The organism is Photobacterium sp. S4TG1 (assembly GCF_036040035.1).
Lineage (GTDB): Bacteria > Pseudomonadota > Gammaproteobacteria > Enterobacterales > Vibrionaceae > Photobacterium.
The window spans coordinates 50,035-70,738 of the sequence record NZ_JAYXUH010000005.1; the positions used below are offsets into that span (position 1 = coordinate 50,035).

A 20,704-nucleotide genomic window follows, 5' to 3' on the forward strand; every position below is an offset into this window, starting at 1 on the left:
AATTGCTATTAGTATCATAATTGCTAAAAAATAAAAAAGACAGCCATAAAAGTATGTGAATATATAGCTGCTCTGTCTTTGGCTTGATAAAGAAAATGACGGTTTTAATTAATCACTATCACCATTTATCTATCGTGAGTGTCTTGCCTTGGCGGCTACTTTCCATTGCGAGTGCGATCAGCTTAATATTCCATAACGCGTCTGCTGCGGTTACAGGTGGCGCTGTATTGGTGTTAATCGCTAAAGCAAGTTCTTGAAAGTATTTCTGATAACAACCAGACTCAGTTGTAATGGTTTCGACGCCATCTGCATCATAGAAATGACCATATTGTTCTGGTGTTTCATTTGCCCATTGTGGTTTGTTAGGTAAAACGCCTGCAATTAAACATGCTTCTTGTGGATCTAAGCCGTACTTTTCATAGCTTCCTTGCGTGCCTTTCACCGTAAAACGTTTGTTTGGACCAGCACTGAATAAATCACCATGTAAGGTCGCTAAATGATTAGGGTAGTGCAGAACAATATTGAAGTAATCGATATTTGTTGAACCTTCGCGCATGATTTCGCATTGTGCGGTAATAGCATCAGGAACACCAAATAGTACCAGTGCCTGATCGATAAGGTGTGAGCCTAAATCAAACAAAAGCCCACCACCATTGGTGGCTTGTTCACGCCAACGTTGACGAACTTCTGGTCGAAAACGGTCGAAATGAGATTCATAATGCTTTAAATCACCACAACGTTTTTCTTCAATCATCTTTTTAATTGTTAAGAAGTCACCATCCCAACGGCGATTGTGATACACGCTCAATATTCGGTCTTTCTCTGCGGCAAGGGCAATTAATGCTTCACCGTCGGCAATATTGGTTACAAATGGTTTTTCTATGATGACGTGCTTACCGTTTTCAAGTGCTTGTTTAGCAAGTTCAAAGTGAACGTCGTTAGGGGCTGTGATAATGACAAGCTCAGCATCAGAGTGGTTCAATAAATCTGGCGCAGCTTCATAATGTTGTACATTGGGCCAATCATGATTGACTGCTTCTCGATTACGGGTGCTTACTGCTGTAAATTCAAATTCAGGTAAGGTGTTAATAAAGGGAATATGAAACGTTTTTGCTGAAAAGCCGTAGCCAATAATAGCGGTTTTGATGGAAGAAAAGGTCATAATAGTCACGCTCAGTTGTTGGATAAAAGCTGCTAGTTATTTAATTTAGAAAGAAGAGTTATGATGATGTGACTCACCTATAATCACTTATAGACGCGTTTTGAAATTTAAACGACGGGTACAATAATGCACAAACACTTATTAATTAGCAAAGCTAAAAAGGACAAAAGATAGGACAGCCATAGGATTATAGATTAGAGCTGTAAATGTCATTAAGCCACAACACATCGCTGTTTAGATGATCAGTACTAATTTACATTTTACTCTTTGTTTCAAGAAAGATAGTGAAAGACAGGATAGCCATAAAAGTGTTCAAATATATGGCTGTCCTTAAGTCTTAAAGCGGCGGGTATATTAATTTTGAGTGTTTTTAGCTTGTGCAGCCTTTATTTTGTCCCATTGATAGAAATCTTGTTTATAAGACAAGCTGCCCCATAACGCGAATGCATTCGCTGTTTTTATTTCGCTGTCTGGTAATTCATGTGGTATCAATGCATGAGTTGTCGGTTCATAGTGAAAGGTCATTAGATCTTTGTTTGGCTGAAAGACAACAGCATGGTTATCTTTGTTTAGCCACGCAAAGTTATTGTGGTATTGCATGATGGCTCTTTGCTTATGTTGTTCTACTTCTTTGGTGAGGTCATTACCCATCATTGGGTGAAAAGCATTAATGCCTGCCATTGATAATAACGTTGGTGGTAAATCAAGTTGACTGGCTAATTGATTATCCTCACATGCAGAAATACCGCCACCAAAAATGACCGCAGGAATATGAAAGCAGTCTATTGGTACTATTTGATCACCATAAGCACGCGAATCATGATCTGCTACCAATACAAAAATAGTGTCGTCCCAATAATCTGATTTTTTAGCTTGTTCTAGAAATTTACCCAGTGCGTAATCTGAATATTTAACGGTATTTTCTCGCGTGGTTGCAGGTTGATTATACGGCTCTATTTTATCTTGTGGATAATCATAAGGTGAATGATTTGTTGTTGTGAATACTAAGCTAAAAAAGGGCTTATCTTGTTGAGAAAGCATACTAAATTGTTGATGTGCTTTGTTGTAAAGATCTTCATCACACGCGCCCCATGATCCAATAAACTCTGGATTATTAAATGTGGGTAAATCTTGGATATCAACAAAACCATTACCTAGCATGAAGCCTTTCATATTGTCAAAGTGACTTTCGCCAGCATAAATGAATTGAGTATGATAATTTTCATCTTTAAGTGTTTGAGCCATTGAATAAAAATTATTTTGACTTTTAGGTAATTTTACAACGGCATTAGCTGGTGTAGGGAAAAAGCCAGTAGTAACAGCTTCAATCCCTCGAATTGAACGTGTTCCTGTGGCATACAGTCGAGTTAGATTCCAACTTTCTTGCATTAATAGATCGAGATTTGGCGTTAATGGTAAGCCTCCTAATCCACCGACAAAACGCGCACCAAGGCTCTCTTGTAGCAAAATAACGATGTTCTTACGTTTACCTGTATTACTTGCTTTGTGGTAGGCAAGTGTTGGTAGTGGCTGATAATTGAAAGCATCTGCGGGTAATTGACTATTTTCCTGCATAGTCTGAATAATGTCTTCTTTTTCTATTGGGGGATAAATAGTGGATGAATCAACTGTTTTTCGCATTAGTTTCATTGCATACAGAACTGAATACGTTGAATTTAATGGAAAATCATTCATGAGATTATCATGTGAAAAGGCAATCATGGATGGATTTATAGCGCGATGACCGAATGTCGAACGTGCGCCTATTACACATAAAGCAACACTGCTTAGGGCAATGATGGGACGCCAGTACCAGTTGGGTGTTTGAAGGTCTTGAATAAGATAGTTTGAAAATATCCAACCAAAGTAAAGTGTTGTTAATGAAATGATTAAACCCAGTGCTAACTCAAGTTTATAACCGCTCCACATCATGCTCATTACTTCTTTGGGATAGATGAGATATTCAACAAATAGGCGGTTTGGGCGTACATCATATTCTTTAATAAAAAATGGTGTTGCTGCTTCCATATAAACTAATAGCCATAATCCTATTGTGATCCATAAGGAAAGAATAATTAACCAAATATGATTTAAATAAGGAACGCCAATAATAAGAGGTGTGATAAGACAAGGTAATATGACCAAGTAGCACATACTTACAATATCCATGCGCAACCCAGAAATAAATATTACTCTCCAGCCCCGTGCATTAGAAACACGTTCATTTTGCCAAATACATAAAAAGGTGCGTGAAATTGTTAATATGATAATGCCAGAAATAAAAAACATAACTATAGGGAACATTATGCCAGTTATCTGCTTGATTAGATCTAACAAGGAAAAAAAATCCATAAATTAACTACTTAAATAATTTCGTTTTGTTTCAAATGGATAGTTTGATAGTTGATTTTAGAAAAAGTTTCATTATAGATAAAATTATCATTAATAAATAAATATTAACGTTATATTGAGAATATATTGTTCTAATATCTATATTTTATGAGCGTTTATTGTATCGAAACTCATTGAAAATCTTTGTAGCCCTACCGAACGTGATAGGTTGCTAATAACGAATAAAAAAGAGTAATTATTTAGCAATTTAATGCTTTTTATCACAATGTGTAGTGATGGTCTTTTTTTATGATGCATGCAATTTCAATATGTTCCATAAGGATATTAGCATGATTTTTAAGCGTTCATTACTTGCGTCTTCCATCTTATCTATTATTTCAACCCTCATTATTAGTGGTTGTAATGATAGTTCATCGTCAACGGTGGTTGATGATAACGCCTATTTTGATACCACAAATCCGCCAAAGATTGCGATTGAATTACCGCCAACAAATGGTCCGATAGCTACATTAAATCGTGTTGGTGAAGTATCTGAGCCTATACAAGCTCAAGATGGCGAGGCGGTGGTTTATTATGTTGCTAAATCAGGAACAACCCGTAGTAATAATTTTGCTAATTATAGTCTTCATATATGGAATAATGAACAATGCGATCGCGCTGCAAATAACATGGTGAATGGTTCATGGGATAATACTCAAAACTTACCGGTAGGGGTTGATAATTTAGGACCGTATTGGAAGATTAATCTTAAAGATGGCAATACTAATTGTATTAATTTTATTTTACGCGATGACAAGTTAGCTGATCCGTTAGGTGGTGATATTCGGTTAGATTTTACTCAAATACCTGATCGTACCGCATCATATATAGCGGGCGACACTAGGGCAAAAAATTCGCGTGAAGAAGCTTTTATTGTTATGTCTGGTGTTGCCAACGCTGAAGCCCATCTTATTGGTCAAAATACGTTAGTGTGGAATGGTGCGAGTGGTGCTAATCAAGTACGGATGTATGTATCATTAAAAGGTGGTATTCAGCCTAATGAGAGTTATCAATATACTGCGGATTATCTGGTATTAGAACCGACTGAATTAACGGCACAACAAGAAATTCGTTTCCCTTATCTTGCAGGTCAACAGGCTTATACTATTCCCCATGATATTGATATGCGATCCATTGTTAAAGCTGAAAATATTGTGATAGCCGTTGATAAACAAGGCACAGTATTAGCGGGTACTAAAATTCAATCAGCCGGTGTACTTGATCAATTGTTTGCACCTAAAGCCCAATCAGAACAATTAGGATCAACGGTTACTAATAATGGTGTGCAATTTAAATTATGGGCACCGACTGCGCAAAACATCGTTTTGGTTTTATTTAATGATGACAAGAAAGAACTGGGACGATTGCAGATGGATTTTGATTCGCAATCAGGTGTTTGGTCTACCATTACCGATAAAGCAAAAGATGGAACGTATTATCGTTATTTAGTTAATGTGTACCATCCGGTCTCTGGCAATGTTGAGCAATACCAAGTGACAGATCCATACTCACTAAGCTTAGCGATGAATTCTAAATACAGCCAAGTTGTTAATCTCAATGATTCAACGTTAAAGCCTGAAGGGTGGGATGAGTTAGTACGTCCAAGAGATCAATCAAATCCGAGTTCTTTTGTGATTTATGAGGCTCATGTGCGTGATTTTAGTGCGCATGACCAATCCACAAAAGAAGCATATCGCGGTAAGTTTAAAGCGTTTACACAACGTGATTCTGTGCCTGTTAATCATCTTAAAAAATTGAGTGACAATGGCGTTACGCATCTACATTTATTACCTGTTTTTGATATTGCGACTATTAATGAAGATCCACAGCAAGTCGCTAATATCAATCAACCTTTCTCTAGTTTATGTAAGGTTAATGCTAAAGTTGCTAGTTCATTATTTAGTGGTGATTGTAATAATAATCTAACCATTGCTGAGGTATTGGCTCGTGAACAAAACAACGATAATGAAAAGAGCCCTAAAGTACAGATGCTTAATCAACTAATATCTGAAACTGATAGCTTTAACTGGGGGTACGATCCTTTTCATTACACGGCGCCAGAAGGATCTTATGCCACAAATGCCGAAGGCAAAACCCGTATTTTAGAAATGCGAGAAATGGTTAAAGCGGTTAAGCAAGATATTAAGATGAATGTAGTGATGGATGTTGTTTACAACCACACAAATTCTGCGGGTCCGATAAGTGAAACTTCGGTGTTAGACAAAATTGTTCCTTGGTATTACAACCGCTTAAATCCAATAACTGGTGCGGTAGAGAATTCCACATGTTGTTCTAATACGGCACCAGAACACGCGATGATGGCGAAACTAATTAAAGACTCGCTGGTGGTATGGTCACGTGACTATAAAATTGATGCGTTTCGATTTGATCTCATGGGACATCATCCTTTGGCGCAAATGAAAGATGCATTAGTTGCAGTACAAGCTGTGGATTCTCAAACATATTTCTATGGTGAAGGCTGGAACTTTGGTGAGGTTGCTAATGATCGTTTATTTATTCAGGCAACACAGCCTCATTTAGCTGGAACGGGTATTGGCAGCTTCTCTGATCGTCTTCGCGATGCAGTTCGTGGTGGCGGTCCATTTGACGGTGGTAATGCTCTGCGAGAAAATCAAGGTTTTGGTAATGGCGCTTATGTCCAACCTAATAAGATGAGTACAACCAGTAAAGAAAGTGCACTTCATTCCGCTGATTTAGTCCGTTTAGGCATGGCGGGCAATCTAAAGGCATTCCAGTTTGAGAACGCGCAAGGTCAACGTATTCGAGGTGATCAACTTGATTACAATGGACAACCCGCGGGCTATGCAAAAGATCCTACTGAAATTCAAAATTACGTCTCTAAGCATGACAACCAAACGCTATGGGATAATCAACAATATAAGATTCCTTATGAAGTAACAGCTAATCAACGAGTACGCATGCAGGCGGTGTCGTTAGCAACAGCAATGTTGGGTCAAGGTGTACCATTTACTCATATGGGATCTGAGATATTACGTTCTAAATCAATGCAAAGAGACTCTTACGATTCTGGTGATTGGTACAATAATGTTGATTTTACATTGCAAGATAATAACTGGAATAAAGGCTTACCACGTAAAGATAAAGATGGTGATAACTATACTATTATTGAGCAAATCATTGATGGCAGTGGCGCAAATGCAAAACCAAATAACCAAGAGATCCAACAAATGCTGGATTATTACCTCGATCTTGCCAATTTACGTCAGCGTTATCCACTAATAACATTAGGAACAGGAACGGAAGTAATTAAACGGGTGGCATTCCATAATACAGGTACAATGCAAAAACCAGGTTTGATTGTTATGACGATTAATAATGGCAAAGGAATGCAAGATATTGATCCAACGCTTGATGCGATGGCGATTGTGATTAATGCGAGCCCTGACAGCCAATCATTTGATATTGGCATGACAGGGCTTGACTTAAGCGATAAATATAAATCTGATTTGGCTAAGGGAGCGATGGTTAACGGCAGTGTATTAACCGTTCCTGCGTGGACTCCTGCAGTCTTTGTTATGCCTCGAGGAAATGTTCGCTCATCAGGTTTACCTGTCCTTCAATAAGATAGATACAATAAAATTATCAGTGAAGCTCTTTGTCTTAATAAGACAAAGAGCTTTTCTTTTTTTTGGGAATAGAAGGTTATCTTATGCTGAAATCTTTAATTTGTGTAAACGATCTCAATTTGTAGGGGCACAGTACAGGTAGAGTAGATAATCCTTTATTATTCTTGAAGTTATAAAATGTCCTGTATTCTAAATGCTATAGTTTTCCAACCTGCGGCACATATTGTGATTTCTTTGCAGCATGAGCAATTTCTTCCTTGTTACCAGCTAGACAATCCCACTCATATATTAAGTTCACACACACAAATTGGACGATTTACTTTCCCTTACAAAGGCACCGAAACGATTATTGGCGATGGTTTTCAAATGTTAGCTCAAACAGGCGGTACGATTGATCAACCTGTTGCGATTGGCCGATGCCCAGATAACAATAGTGAATACCGTATTTATCCGCAAGATGCGCCCAATCGTTATTATAACTATCTTGTTATTGAACAAAATAAGACATTCACGTTATTTGGATTTACATCATGCCGTCGTTTTGCGGGGTATTTTGAAATTCATGATCAAGCGGTGCATGCGTTTATTGATGGTGAGTATTGCCAATACCAAGTTGATGAGTCTGATCTATTAGCCCTTGAAAATATTATTACCATCGTAGGAACCAGCCTTGATGAGGTATATCAGCTTTTTGCACAGGCAATTAATGTTAATCATCCTAAACGAAATCAACAGCTCGCATCTCCAATAGGTTGGTGTTCATGGTATGCCTATTATGCTGGGGTTTCCGCACAAGATATAGACTTAAATGTAAGCCGAATGGACGGTGATAATTCCGCCATTGAGTGGGTATTACTTGATGATGGTTATCAGGCTTACATGGGGGATTGGCTAACACCGTCAGATCGTTTTACGAATGGGATTAAAACAGTTATTGCTAATATTAAACAGCAAGGGAAGAAGCCAGCTATATGGCTTGCTCCATTTATTGCAGAGCCAAGTTCAACTATTTTTAAACAGCATCCCGAGTGGTTTGTTCGTCATCATAATGGTGAATTATTAAAAGCAGAAACAGTAACCTATGGCGGTTGGCGGTGTACGCCTTGGTATATTCTTGATACTTCTCACCCACAAGTTCAAGCGCATTTAACTCACGTAGTAAAAACAATGCGTGAAGAATGGGGCGTCGAACTGTTTAAGCTTGATGCTAATTATTGGGGTACGTTGAAAGGGCAGCGTTATCAACGGGATTGTACAGGGGTTACTGCTTATCGTTTGGGAATGGAAGCGATTGCAAAAGGGGCGGGAACGGCTTGGTTATTAGGGTGTAATGCACCAATGTGGCCATCACTTGGTTTAGTGGATGCGATGCGCGTTTCTGATGATGTTGAGCGTAATGATCATCGTTTTAGTCAAATCGCGCAAGAGACATTTTATCGTAGCTGGCAGCATTTGAGTTTGTGGCATATTGATCCTGATTGCGCGACGCTTGTTGATCTTGTGAATCAAAAAACAGATCACCACAGTTATCTATTTCATCGTGACGTATTATTAGCGGCTGGTGGCTTATTATTATCAGGTGATCCATTAGCGCAATGGAATAGTTTTGCTCAGCAGAGTTTTTTACGATTAGTTCATCGTCAACAATTAACGCAACATGCCTCAGTATTCAAAGATTTAAGGTTAACAACCGCAGAATTAGCCTTACCATTGACTGGTGGCTCAGTGCTGCAGCTGTATTTTGCGTTTAATTATATTGATGATGTCGAACAAGAGGTTCTATTAGAGGCAGAATATGCGACAGATTGGTTTGATTTCTGGAGTGGGGCGTGTGTCGCTAAAAACACGTCTACTTATACAATAGAAATGGGATCAGGATTAGGAAGTCATGTATTTTATACCGTTAAGGCTTAATTTTCTTTTGGTTTTAGTTGATAACAACTAACGGTAAGTGAAAATCCCAGCAATAGATGATTATTGCTGGGATTTTTTTATGCTGCTAACCCAATTAGTTTTAATAAACTTTCAGCAGTTTCAATGGCTTGATGACGATTAATAATATTTAATTTTTGATACAAATTACGAATATGAGTTTTAATCGTTGTGGCGGCGACATCAAGTTCATTTGATATTTGTTCATTGCTATAACCGGCATAGATGAGCCCTAAAACTTGCCATTCTCGTTGTGTGAGCGGGCTCGAACGAATAAGTTCTGGAATATTTGGCAAAGCCAATAGTTTATCAACAAAATTTTCATCAAAATGTACGACGCGAGCCCGTTCTTTACTGGTCATTTCTCGTAATAAATATTGGCATCGGTGGAGCGTTAATTCATCTAATTTTTTATGTTCAACAAGTGTTTGGAGTAATGTATTGACATCATCACCTACGCATAAAAAGTCACTGATCATGCCGGAGTGATTACTGACAATAAGCACTTCATTTAAAGTAGTTAATGCCTGTTGTGTTTGTTGTGCTTGTTTATATAGTACTGTTTGAATGATGGCATTACGATGATGATCTGTGTATAAATCATGTTCAATACAATATTGTTGCATAGTATTAAGTAACTGTTGTGCTAGGTCTATTTCATTTAATAGAAGATAAGCTCTGACAATATTACGGGCATGTAATTGTTGAAAATGATTACAATATGATTGCGGCGGAGTAATACCTCTTAACCATTCACTAATGGCATCAGTATCGTTTTTAATTTGCCAATAAAGAAGGCAGCTAAAATCATGATTCGCGAGCCAATCAATATGATATGAGGTATTTTTAACTAAATCATTACATATATCAAGGTAGCGGGTTGCTTTGTCTAATTCACCTCTAGAAATTGCAATTCTGGCGAGCATAGAATATGCGTGTAATGATTTTGATTTATCAAAGGGTGTTAAAATTTCAATACATTTATGAGTACACTGTTCTGCTTCATCTAAACGATGCCAGCACCATAAAATTTGTGCTTTTAAACGTAGAGTAAATTCATGTAATGGAACTTGCTGTAAATGCTGTTCTTGTATGAGCTTCGTCGCACTTTCCAGTAATTCAAAAGCATGATGAATTGCGCCTTGAGCGATGAGAATTTCAGATTGCTGAAGTAAAGCCCATAATGCTTGATGATAAAAATGGTATTGACGTGCCATTTTTTCAGTTTGTTGCATCATGGATAATGCTTGGGTTAAATTACCTAAACAGTGGTGAACTTCACCAATAACTGATGTTGCAACAATACGGCTACGATAAGTTGTTGCAGGAAGTTGTCCTAAAGATAATTCTGCTAATTTAAGTGCTTGCTGGGGCTTACTTTGATTAATCGCAACTTGTGCTCGTAATGCATTAAACTCGCCTTGAATTGCATCATCAATCGTTAATTTGCGAGCAATGAGTTCAGCTTCACTTTTTGACAATAGTTCTCCAACATCATTATAACGATGCTGGCTTTGTGCTAACCATGCTTTTAGTAAACATAAACGTGGCGAACTAAATAAAACGTCTTGATTGAGTTTGTTAATAGCATCTTCAAGTAAATTTAGTTCACCCTGATGGAACATACTCCAACCATGAGTGGATAATAAATCCATTAGTAATGGTTGATTTTCACTTTTCAGCGCATGAATGAGTGCTTGTTGATAATTATGTTGTTTTATCCAGGCTTCAGCGGCATTTTCGTGCAATTTATACCGTTGTTGAGGGATCGTGGCATATCGTTGATGGCGCAAAAATTCAGCAAACAAATGATGAAAACGGTACCAATTATTATCGCCTTCAAGTGGTGTTAAAAATAAGCCAAAACGGTTAAGTGATTCTAACATTGCTAAAGCATCAGATCGTCCGGTCAATTCGGTGATTAGCTCAGCATTAAACATATCTAATATTGAGCAATGTAATAAGAAATCTTTGATATCTTCACTCAGTTGATCAAAGACTTCTTCAGCTAAATAATCCCATAAATGGCTACGATTAAAATTAACTAATGAATGTGCTGAATCTGCTAATAAATTCGGTTTTTGTTTCGCATGTAAGGCGATTAATTGTAATGCTGACGGCCAACCTTCAACTTGTTGACGTAAGCTACTGAGTAATTGGCTTTCAACGTGATCCGTCACTCGCTGGTGGAAGAAGCGTTGGGTCTCTTCTTCATCAAAAGCAAGGCCATCATGATCAACTTCTAGTAATAAATCACGAATACGTAAATTTGCAGTGCCTAGTGGTGGAACCGTGCGGCTAGTGACAACAAGTGTAATATTATCAGGCATGTGTTTTAAGAAAAAACGCATTCCTTCATGAATACTGTCATCATTAATTACATGATAATCATCTAAGACGATGTAACATATTTCTTGGTAATCGGCTAATTCAGCAAAAAGCGCATTGATTAAGGTTGTAATACAGGCAAATTGACGGCGTTCAGCCATGGCTTGGGTTTTTAAGCAGCTATTATTAGTGGCTTTATTTATTGCTTGCAGAAAATAATTAACGAAACGAAAGCTTTCATTATCGTTTTCATCAATATTAAACCAACCAGTATGTGGAATATCTTTTAACCATTGTGCAGCCATTGTGGTTTTTCCATAACCTGCAGGTGATCGAAACAGGACTAATCTATAATTATTAGCTTGGTTAAGATTTTCAAGGAGGCGAGGGCGTAAGATTGCGTTATGCAATCTTGCTGGGCGAGTAAGTTTAGAAGGTATCCACATAATTAAGCTCTTTAAAGATCCATCATTTAAGGCTAGACATAGGAACATATACGATAAACGTATTACTATTGATGCATACTTTAACCCCCAGTTCGATACAAACAAGATATCTCATCATTCTAGGTGTTCTCATCCCCATAAATTTGAGATTACTCACATAATAGTTCGATTAACTGCCTGATTTTTATTCACAGACTACCAAAGTTATTCCTACGCCCTTTATTCTCCTCCCCATAATCCTTTTAGTAGGATGATGTTTGATTACTTGAATCAGTGCAGCATAGGCACCAATCAATTAAATCTTACAGTGAGACAGAACAATGACAAAGCGTGGTCAAGCACAACAATTTGATAAAGCCTCATTTAAGGCTTCAGTTAAAAAATATTTAGTTACTTCCTATGCTCAAAATATTGAAACTGCTAGTGATAAACATTGGTATTTAGCGGTAGGTAAAGCACTGGCTGAAATAAGCACTGGTAATTTACTTGAAACAGAAAAACGGGTTGCTAATGCTAAAACACGCAGTGTTAACTACTTTTCATTAGAATTTTTAATTGGTCGTTTAACTGGCAATAATTTAATTAGTCTTGGTTTATATGAAAATATTAATGATGCCGTTGCAGAACTTGGTCTGCAATTAACTGATTTATTGGAACAAGAGCGAGATCCTGCATTAGGTAATGGTGGCTTAGGTCGTTTAGCCGCTTGTTTTATGGATTCATTAGCAGCACAAGAATTTCCTTCTGTTGGTTACGGATTACATTACCAATATGGCTTATTCCAACAGTCGTTTATTGATGGCCATCAACTTGAATTACCTGATTCATGGCGTGAAGCTGAAGGCTATCCGTGGGAAGTTCAACGACCTGAATTAAATCAATTAGTTGGCCTATATGGTGATGTTAGTACTTATACTGATGAAAAAGGACAGCAGCATCGTCGTTGGAATCCTGCGGTCACATTACAAGGTATTGCGTGGGATTTACCTATTATTGGTTATCAAAACCAGTCGGTATTTCCGTTACGTTTATGGGAATGTCGAGCACCTGTACCTTTTAATTTAGCTAAGTTTAATGATGGGGATTATGTTGGCGCACAGCAGACACAAATTGCGGCTGGTAATGTAACTAAGATACTGTATCCAAATGATAATCATGATCAAGGTAAAGTGTTACGTTTAACACAACAATATTTCCATTGTGCTTGTTCTATTGCAGATATTATTCGTCGCCATCTAAAAAATGGTCATGAAATTAATACATTATCAAAATTTGAAGCGATACAGCTTAACGATACCCATCCAACGATTGCTATTCCAGAGTTGATGCGAGTGTTATTAGATGAATATAAACTAAGTTGGAATGATGCATGGGAAATTGTTTCAAAAACCTTTGCATATACTAACCACACATTGTTGCCTGAAGCATTAGAAACATGGAGTGAAACTTTAATTGGTGAGTTATTACCTCGCCATTTAGAGATTATTTTTGAAATTAATCATCGTTTAATGGCGCAAGTTGAAGCTAAATGGCCGGGAAATAATGAGATAAAACGCAAACTTTCTATTATTGCGGAAGGTAAGTCACGGATGGTTCGTATGGCGAATCTTTGTGTGGCAAGTACTTATGCTGTTAATGGTGTGGCAGCGCTGCACTCAGAATTAGTTAAACGAGACTTATTCCCAGAGTTTGATGAATTATTTCCAGGTCGCTTACAAAATGTGACCAATGGAATTACGCCTCGTCGTTGGCTTAAATATTGTAATCCACAATTATCAGCTTTAATTAGTGAAAAAATTGGTACTGAGTGGCCTGCACATTTGGAACAATTAGAAGCAATTTCTCAGTTTGCCAATGATACTAAATTTCAGCAGCGTTTTGCTGAGATAAAAAAACAAAATAAACAACGTTTTGCTGATTGGGTTGCTGAAAATCTGGATATTGAATTAGATACGAATGCTATTTTTGATGTGCAGATTAAACGGCTACATGAATATAAACGTCAGCATTTAAATTTATTACATATATTATCGCTATACCATCGTTTATTAAATGATCCAACATTTGATATGCATCCTCGAGTATTTATTTTTGCAGCTAAAGCAGCACCGGGTTATGCCTTAGCGAAAGATATTATTTATGCCATTAATAAAGTAGCCGATAAAGTAAATAATGATCCTCGCTTAGAGGGTAAGCTGAAAGTGGTTTTTGTGCCTGATTATCGCGTTAGCTTAGCTGAAATTATTATTCCTGCGGCAGATGTATCAGAACAAATATCAACTGCTGGTAAAGAAGCCTCTGGTACGGGTAATATGAAGTTAGCACTTAATGGTGCATTAACGATTGGTACGATGGATGGTGCTAACGTTGAAATCCGTGAAGAAGTCGGCGATGACAATATCTTTATCTTTGGTTTATTAGTTGATGATGTTGAAAAACTAAAAGCTGAGGGTTACAACTCCCATGCTTATTATGAGCAAGATAGTTTATTAAAAGCATCCATTAATTTATTAGATAATAATGAATTTGATGTTACGGATTGTGCTGCGTTTTCTAATATTCGTCATAACCTATTAGAGGGCGGCGATCCCTATTTAGTTCTGGCTGATTTTGCTGACTATGTGAACGCACATAATCGTATTGATGCGGAATACCGTAATCAAACTCAGTGGGTTAAAAAGACTATTTTAAATACTGCATTAGTAGGTAAGTTTAGTTCTGATAGAAGTATTCGTGATTATGTAAACAATATTTGGAAACTAACTGCACTGCCTAAGTAATATTAATTCTGCATTGATGCCAGACATGGCATCAATGCTAATTATTTTTTTTATTATTTTATAATATTTATTTTTTAACGGATTAAATTTTTAATAATTTGATCGTGATAAATAGCATCGTAGTGGAAATAATTGCCGCTTATGGAGAAAACAATGAAAGATAGCCAAGTATTAAAACAAGTGGCAAAAGCTGCGGGAATTGCTGATAGTTATATTAGTGCTTGGGGAGAAGAAACCCCAGTTGCAGACGAAACGTTACGTCATTTATTAGCAGCGTTAGGATATGACGTACGTAATGATGAAATGCTATTAGAGTCAAGTACTAAACATAATCGTGTTGAAGTCTTAGCTGATGTAAAAGTTGTTCGTAGTGGTGAGCCTGTCCACATTGAGCTGCAATTAGGTGCGAGCGCAAGAGTGAGCGATTTTAGTTGGCGTTTAATCGCAGAAAGTGGTGAAGTTTTTGAAGGTTGGTTACAGTCGCAATTAGTGAGTGATATGCGATCAGAAGGAGGGCCATTAGTATTTTCTTTGCCTGAATTAGCCTGTGGATATCACCAATTTGAATTAACACGTAAGCGTCGTAAATCACCGTATTTAATGACTCTCATTGTTGCACCGACAGCTTGCTATAAACAACAACCGTTATTAGATGATAAAAAAATATGGGGAACTAGCGTTCAACTATATTCTATTCGCACTAGTCATAACTGGGGTATTGGCGATTTTGGTGACCTAAAACAATTGGTTATTGATGTAGCTAATGCTGGCGGGGATTTTGTTGGTTTAAATCCAATACATTCTCTTTTTCCTGCTAATCCAGAGGGTGCAAGTCCATATAGTCCATCATCTCGTCGTTGGTTAAATCTGCTTTATATTGATGTTAGCTCAGTGGCTGAATTTGCTCAAAATGATAAAGCTCAGCAGTTAGTGGGCAGTGCGGAATTTCAACAACGATTAAGTGCAGTTCGTGATACTTGTTGGGTTAATTACAGCGAAGTGTCATCATTAAAAATGGCTGTATTGCCGCTGTTATATCAGACATTTGTTACTCGTCATTTGGATAAAAAAACGGAAAGAGCAAAGCAATTTTTACAGTTTGTTTCTGACGGTGGTGAGAGCTTATTACATCAAGCGACGTTTGATGCGTTGCATGCTCATTTAAAGCAAGAGAATGATGATGTATGGGGCTGGCCTGTTTTCCCTGAGCAATATCGTCACTTTGGCAACCAAGCAGTACAAGATTTTATTGCTCAAGAATATGAGCAAGTTGAATTATATATGTATCTGCAATGGTTAGCTGATATACAGCTTGCAGAAGTACACGAATTAGCAAATGAAAAAGGAATGACTCTTGGTTTGTACCGAGATTTAGCCGTTGGTGTGTGTGATTCTGGTGCTGAGACGTGGGCGGATCATGGTGCGCTATGTCAAGATGTAAGTATTGGTGCGCCACCTGATATTTTAGGTCCGCTAGGTCAAAATTGGGGTTTGCCACCATTAAATCCTGAAGTGTTAAAACAAACGGCTTATTTGCCTTTTATTCATTTATTACGTGCCAATATGCGTAATTGTGGAGCACTGCGTATTGATCACGTTTTAGGTCTATTACGATTATGGTGGATCCCTAAAGGTGAAACTGCCAAACAGGGCGCTTATATGTATTACCCTGTTGATGACATGATGGCAATTCTTGCATTAGAAAGTCATCGTCATCAATGTACTGTTATCGGTGAAGATTTGGGTACAGTACCGGATGAAATTATAGAAAAATTGGCTACCGCAGGTATTCATTCTTATAAAGTATTCTTTTTTGAAACAGCAGAAGACGGTGGTTTTTATTCACCAGCACATTATTCACCACAATCAATGGCAGCATTGTGTACCCATGATATGCCAACGCTGCGTGGTTTTTGGCATTGTGATGATCTTAAAATGGGCAAAGAACTAGGGCTTTATCCTAATAGTGAACAATTAACTCAGCTATTTAATTCTCGTGCAGAGAGTAAGCAGCATATTCTAAATAGTCTTAATTGGCATGGTAATTTACCAGAAGGTGTTGGCCTTGATGCCGCCTACGTACCGATGGATCGTGTATTAAGTGAAGCTATGCAAGTGCATTTGGCGGAAAGTTCTAGTGCATTATTAAGTTTGCAATTAGAAGATTGGTTAGAAATGGATAAGCCCGTTAATATTCCAGGTACGGTTAATGAATATCCAAACTGGCGTCGTAAGTTATCAACAAATCTAGACGATATTTTTACTCGAGAGACGATCAAACGTTTAACTCAGCGTTTAAATCAAGCTCGTGAAAAAGCGAGTTATAAAGCAGATTAAGGTAAAGGATTATATGAATTTGTCTGTGACTTTTCACAGTGATAATTTACAGCAGCTCGAAAGGGCTGCTTACTGTGATTTAAATCAAATAGTAACATTATTACCTTGCGCTGAATTATTACGTGATCCTGCTGCTATGTGTAACGAAATGGGAGCCCAATTTCGTGAAGTTACGATTAATGGTGCGCTTGTTGCTGGTGTTCGTTTTTTAGTGTATGCCCCGCATGCATCCAGTGTTGCGGTTATTGGTGATTTTAATGGCTGGCATGCTAAAGAGTGTCAATTAACTCGGTTGCAGCAACCTAATATTGATAGTGGTTTATGGGGAATATTCATTCCTAATCTACAGGCTGGTGAACGCTATAAATACCAATTAAGCGATCAGTATGGTAATCAATTACCGGATAAGACTGATCCTTGGGGATATTATGCAGAGCAGTATCCGTCGTTTTGCTCATTAACTTATCAACAATCTTGTTACCAATGGCAAGATGAAATGTGGCAAACGCGACCTGTGACGGCTAAACATCAGCAACCATTATCTTTTTATGAATTGCATGTCGGCTCTTGGCGACGTCATGATAATGGCGATTTTTATACCTATCGTGAATTAGCTCAAACATTGATCCCATATTTAACTGAAATGGGGTATACCCATTTAGAGTTAATGCCTGTTTCAGAGCATCCATTTCATGGTTCATGGGGTTATCAACCAATTGGTTTATTTGCACCAACAAGCCGATTTGGTTCGCCTGATGATTTTAAATATTTCATTGATCAATGCCATCAAGCTGGGCTGGGTGTTGTGTTGGATTGGGTTCCTGCCCATTTCCCTGCTGATGAGCATGGTCTTGCTAATTTTGATGGTACAGCACTTTATAATGATCCCGATCCTCGTCGAGGTTGGCATCAAGATTGGAAAAGCTATATTTATGATTATGGGCGTGATCATGTACGCCAATTTTTAGTATCAAATGCATTATTTTGGTTTGAGCATTTTCATATTGATGGCTTACGCGTTGATGCTGTGGCATCGATGTTGTATTTAGATTATTCCCGTAATGACGGTGAATGGATCCCAAATGCTGATGGCGGTAATTATAATTATGATGCGATCAGTTTATTACGCTGGATCAACGAAGAAGTTTATTCCCATTACCCGAATGCGATGATGATAGCTGAAGAATCTACCGCTTTTCCTGGTGTTTCTAAACCAACAAGTTTAGGCGGCTTAGGTTTTGGCTTTAAATGGAATATGGGCTGGATGCATGACAGTTTGGCTTATATAAAAGAAGAGTCTATTTATCGTCGTTATCATCATAATACTATTACGATGCCGTTACTTTATGCTTTCAGTGAGAACTATATTTTATCACTATCACACGATGAAGTGGTTTATGGTAAAGGCTCGTTAATGAATAAAATGCCAGGTGATGAGTGGCAACAAACGGCAAATTTACGGGCATATTTAGGTTATATGTACGGTCAGCCTGGCAAAAAATTAAACTTCATGGGAACAGAAATTGGGCAGACGGCGGAATGGAATCATGATGATCAATTGCAATGGTTTTTACTGCAATTTGCACGTCATCAAGGAATGAAGCAGTTAGTTAAAGATTTAAATCATATGTATTGTGCTTACCCTGCGCTATACCAATTAGATTGTGATCCTGCTAGTTTTGAATGGCGAATTAGTGATGCAGGCGATGACAGTTTATTAGTGCATGAACGGTTTGATATTGTTGAGAATAAGGTATTAGTTGCGTCTAATTTTACACCAGTTCCAAGAGAACAATATCGAATTGGTGTGCCATTAGAGGGAATATATGAACTGATATTAAATACTGATGATTCTCTATATTGTGGCAGTGATTATTCACTGATCACAACAATTAAAACTGAAGCAAAGGGCAGTCATGGCCTCCCTTATTCAATCGCTATGGTTATACCGCCATTAGCAACCGTATTTTATCGATTCATACCTAATCCCGCATAACGGATACAGTGATAGGAAGTGACAATCATGAGTATATTAACAAATTGGTGGCATGATGCCGTTGTTTATCAAATATATCCCCGTAGTTTTTGTGATTCAAATAATGATGGTATCGGTGATCTTCAGGGCATCATTTCTAAGTTAGATTATTTACAAAACTTAGGGATTAATGTTATTTGGCTATCACCTGTTTATCGCTCACCAATGGATGATAACGGCTATGATATTTCTGATTATCAGAATATTGCGCCTGAATTTGGCACTATGGCTGATATGCAGCAATTGTTAGATGAAGCCAAGTATCGAGGGATTCGAATCATTATGGATTTGGTGGTTAACCATACCTCAGATGAACATCCATGGTTTGTTGCTGCTCAATCATCAAAAGATAATCCATATCGAGATTATTACGTATGGCGAAAGCCTAATGTAGACGGTACACCCCCAGATGAGCAAGGATCACTCTTTGGGGGGAGTGCATGGCAATATGATGAACAATCAGGCGAATACTACTATCACTTATTCTCCAAACGTCAGCCAGATCTAAATTGGGAGAACCCCGCGGTTCATCATGCTGTATTTGATATGATGAATTGGTGGATAGATAAAGGCATTGGCGGGTTTAGATTAGATGTTATTGATCTGATTGGTAAAGAAGTAGATAAGGGTATTACAGGCAATGGTCCAAACCTGCACCCGTTATTGAAAAAAATGAATAAAGCGACATTTGGTAGTAAAGACTTGTTAACGGTGGGTGAAACATGGGGAGCAACGCCTGACATTGCTAAATTATTCAGTGGCGCACAGCGCGACGAGTTATCCATGGTCTTTCAGTTTGAGCACATTACATTAACGTGGAAAAATGGTGATAAGTGGCAACCGATTGATTTTAATTTGCCAGCATTAAAACAAGTGTTAACTAAATGGCAAGTTGAATTAGATAATGAAGGTTGGAATTCTCTGTTTTGGAATAATCATGACTTGCCTCGTATTGTGTCTAAATATGGTGATGAAGGGCAATATCGGGTTAAATCAGCAAAAATGCTAGCGACAACATTGCATATGATGAAAGGCACGCCTTATATTTATCAAGGTGAAGAAATTGGCATGACCAATGTTGCGTTTGATTCTATTGATGATTATTGTGACATTGAAACATTGAATTTTTATCATGAGCGCACTGAAAATGGTGTGTCTGAAGAAACGATGCTAGCCGCTGTACATGAAAATAGCCGTGATAATGCTCGTACGCCAATGCATTGGAATCGTTCAGATTATGCGGGTTTTTCAACTTCGAAGCCTTGGATAAAGGTCAACCCGAATTATCTAGAAATAAATGTGGAAGCGGCACTGCATGATACAGAGTCTGTTTTTTATCATTATCAACGACTTATTGAGTTACGACGTGCCTTTCCGTTGATTGTGAGTGGTCGGTTTGTACCGCTATTAGAGCAGCATGGGCAGGTTTTTGCTTACATACGAGAAGATGACCATCAGCAAATAGTAGTTATGAATAACTTTAGTGATCAGAAAGTAGAGATTATATTACCTGACACTTTATCGCATCGGTGCTTAGAAACGTTAATTAATAATTATGAACCACATGTTCAGTTTACTAATAAACTGTTACTACAACCTTATGAATCATTTGCTGCGTTAATTGTTTAGTTAATTATTTAGTTAATCAATAACTGGTTATAATCATGCCGACGTTAATTTCGTCG

Annotated in this window: 9 protein-coding genes; 6 read left to right on the plus strand and 3 right to left on the minus strand. The window is 37.7% G+C overall.

What is annotated here, in order from left to right; translation table 11 throughout:
- Window positions 1-118: 118 nt before the first annotated feature.
- Together VXS03_RS08435 and VXS03_RS08440 are read right to left on the minus strand one after the other, a co-directional pair.
- Window positions 119-1,162, minus strand: coding sequence for an oxidoreductase (locus tag VXS03_RS08435; protein WP_327763193.1), 1,044 nt, complete (start codon window positions 1,160-1,162; stop codon window positions 119-121).
- 354 nt (window positions 1,163-1,516) lie between these two features.
- The gene (locus VXS03_RS08440; protein WP_327763194.1) at window positions 1,517-3,514 is read right to left on the minus strand and encodes an LTA synthase family protein; all 1,998 of its coding nucleotides are present in this window, start codon (window positions 3,512-3,514) and stop codon (window positions 1,517-1,519) included.
- Between the two features lie 329 nt (window positions 3,515-3,843).
- Here VXS03_RS08440 and pulA point away from each other — a divergent pair, with 329 nt between their 5' ends.
- Both pulA and VXS03_RS08450 read left to right on the plus strand, forming a co-directional pair.
- The gene (gene pulA, locus VXS03_RS08445; protein WP_327763195.1) at window positions 3,844-7,158 is read left to right on the plus strand and encodes a pullulanase-type alpha-1,6-glucosidase; all 3,315 of its coding nucleotides are present in this window, start codon (window positions 3,844-3,846) and stop codon (window positions 7,156-7,158) included.
- Between the two features lie 180 nt (window positions 7,159-7,338).
- A complete protein-coding gene (locus VXS03_RS08450) occupies window positions 7,339-9,075 on the plus strand; it encodes a glycoside hydrolase family 36 protein (RefSeq protein ID WP_327763197.1) in 1,737 nt (578 codons plus the stop codon).
- A gap of 77 nt (window positions 9,076-9,152) precedes the next feature.
- Here the strand turns inward: VXS03_RS08450 and malT are convergent, their stop codons facing one another.
- Complete coding sequence (gene malT / locus VXS03_RS08455; protein WP_327763199.1) at window positions 9,153-11,867, minus strand: HTH-type transcriptional regulator MalT; 2,715 nt, start codon at window positions 11,865-11,867, stop codon at window positions 9,153-9,155.
- Window positions 11,868-12,187: 320 nt separating this feature from the next.
- Here malT and VXS03_RS08460 point away from each other — a divergent pair, with 320 nt between their 5' ends.
- The 4 genes from VXS03_RS08460 to VXS03_RS08475 all read left to right on the plus strand — a co-directional run bounded on the left by VXS03_RS08460 (window position 12,188) and on the right by VXS03_RS08475 (window position 20,648).
- Entirely contained in the window at window positions 12,188-14,647 is a 2,460-nt protein-coding gene (locus VXS03_RS08460; RefSeq protein ID WP_327763201.1) for a glycogen/starch/alpha-glucan phosphorylase, read from the plus strand.
- A 153-nt stretch (window positions 14,648-14,800) separates the two neighbouring features.
- Window positions 14,801-16,984 carry a 4-alpha-glucanotransferase gene (gene malQ / locus VXS03_RS08465; RefSeq protein WP_327763202.1) on the plus strand — a complete coding sequence of 728 codons (2,184 nt, stop codon included), beginning with the start codon at window positions 14,801-14,803 and terminating at the stop codon, window positions 16,982-16,984.
- Window positions 16,985-16,997: 13 nt separating this feature from the next.
- The gene (glgB, locus tag VXS03_RS08470) at window positions 16,998-18,980 is read left to right on the plus strand and encodes a 1,4-alpha-glucan branching protein GlgB (RefSeq protein WP_327763203.1); all 1,983 of its coding nucleotides are present in this window, start codon (window positions 16,998-17,000) and stop codon (window positions 18,978-18,980) included.
- A gap of 33 nt (window positions 18,981-19,013) precedes the next feature.
- Window positions 19,014-20,648 (plus strand): glycoside hydrolase family 13 protein, encoded by a 1,635-nt coding sequence (locus VXS03_RS08475; RefSeq protein WP_327763422.1) that lies wholly within the window; start codon window positions 19,014-19,016, stop codon window positions 20,646-20,648.
- The last annotated feature ends 56 nt before the right edge of the window (window positions 20,649-20,704 follow it).

What these genes read in the sequence shown, in the direction of transcription:
- VXS03_RS08435 (WP_327763193.1), bottom strand. Translation starts at nt 1,162, where the DNA reads ATGACCTTTTCTTCCATCAAAACCGCTATTATTGGCTACGGCTTTTCA.
- malT (WP_327763199.1), bottom strand. Translation starts at nt 11,867, where the DNA reads ATGTGGATACCTTCTAAACTTACTCGCCCAGCAAGATTGCATAACGCA.
- VXS03_RS08460 (WP_327763201.1), top strand. Translation starts at nt 12,188, where the DNA reads ATGACAAAGCGTGGTCAAGCACAACAATTTGATAAAGCCTCATTTAAG.
- VXS03_RS08440 (WP_327763194.1), bottom strand. Translation starts at nt 3,514, where the DNA reads ATGGATTTTTTTTCCTTGTTAGATCTAATCAAGCAGATAACTGGCATA.
- malQ (WP_327763202.1), top strand. Translation starts at nt 14,801, where the DNA reads ATGAAAGATAGCCAAGTATTAAAACAAGTGGCAAAAGCTGCGGGAATT.
- pulA (WP_327763195.1), top strand. Translation starts at nt 3,844, where the DNA reads ATGATTTTTAAGCGTTCATTACTTGCGTCTTCCATCTTATCTATTATT.
- glgB (WP_327763203.1), top strand. Translation starts at nt 16,998, where the DNA reads ATGAATTTGTCTGTGACTTTTCACAGTGATAATTTACAGCAGCTCGAA.
- VXS03_RS08450 (WP_327763197.1), top strand. Translation starts at nt 7,339, where the DNA reads ATGTCCTGTATTCTAAATGCTATAGTTTTCCAACCTGCGGCACATATT.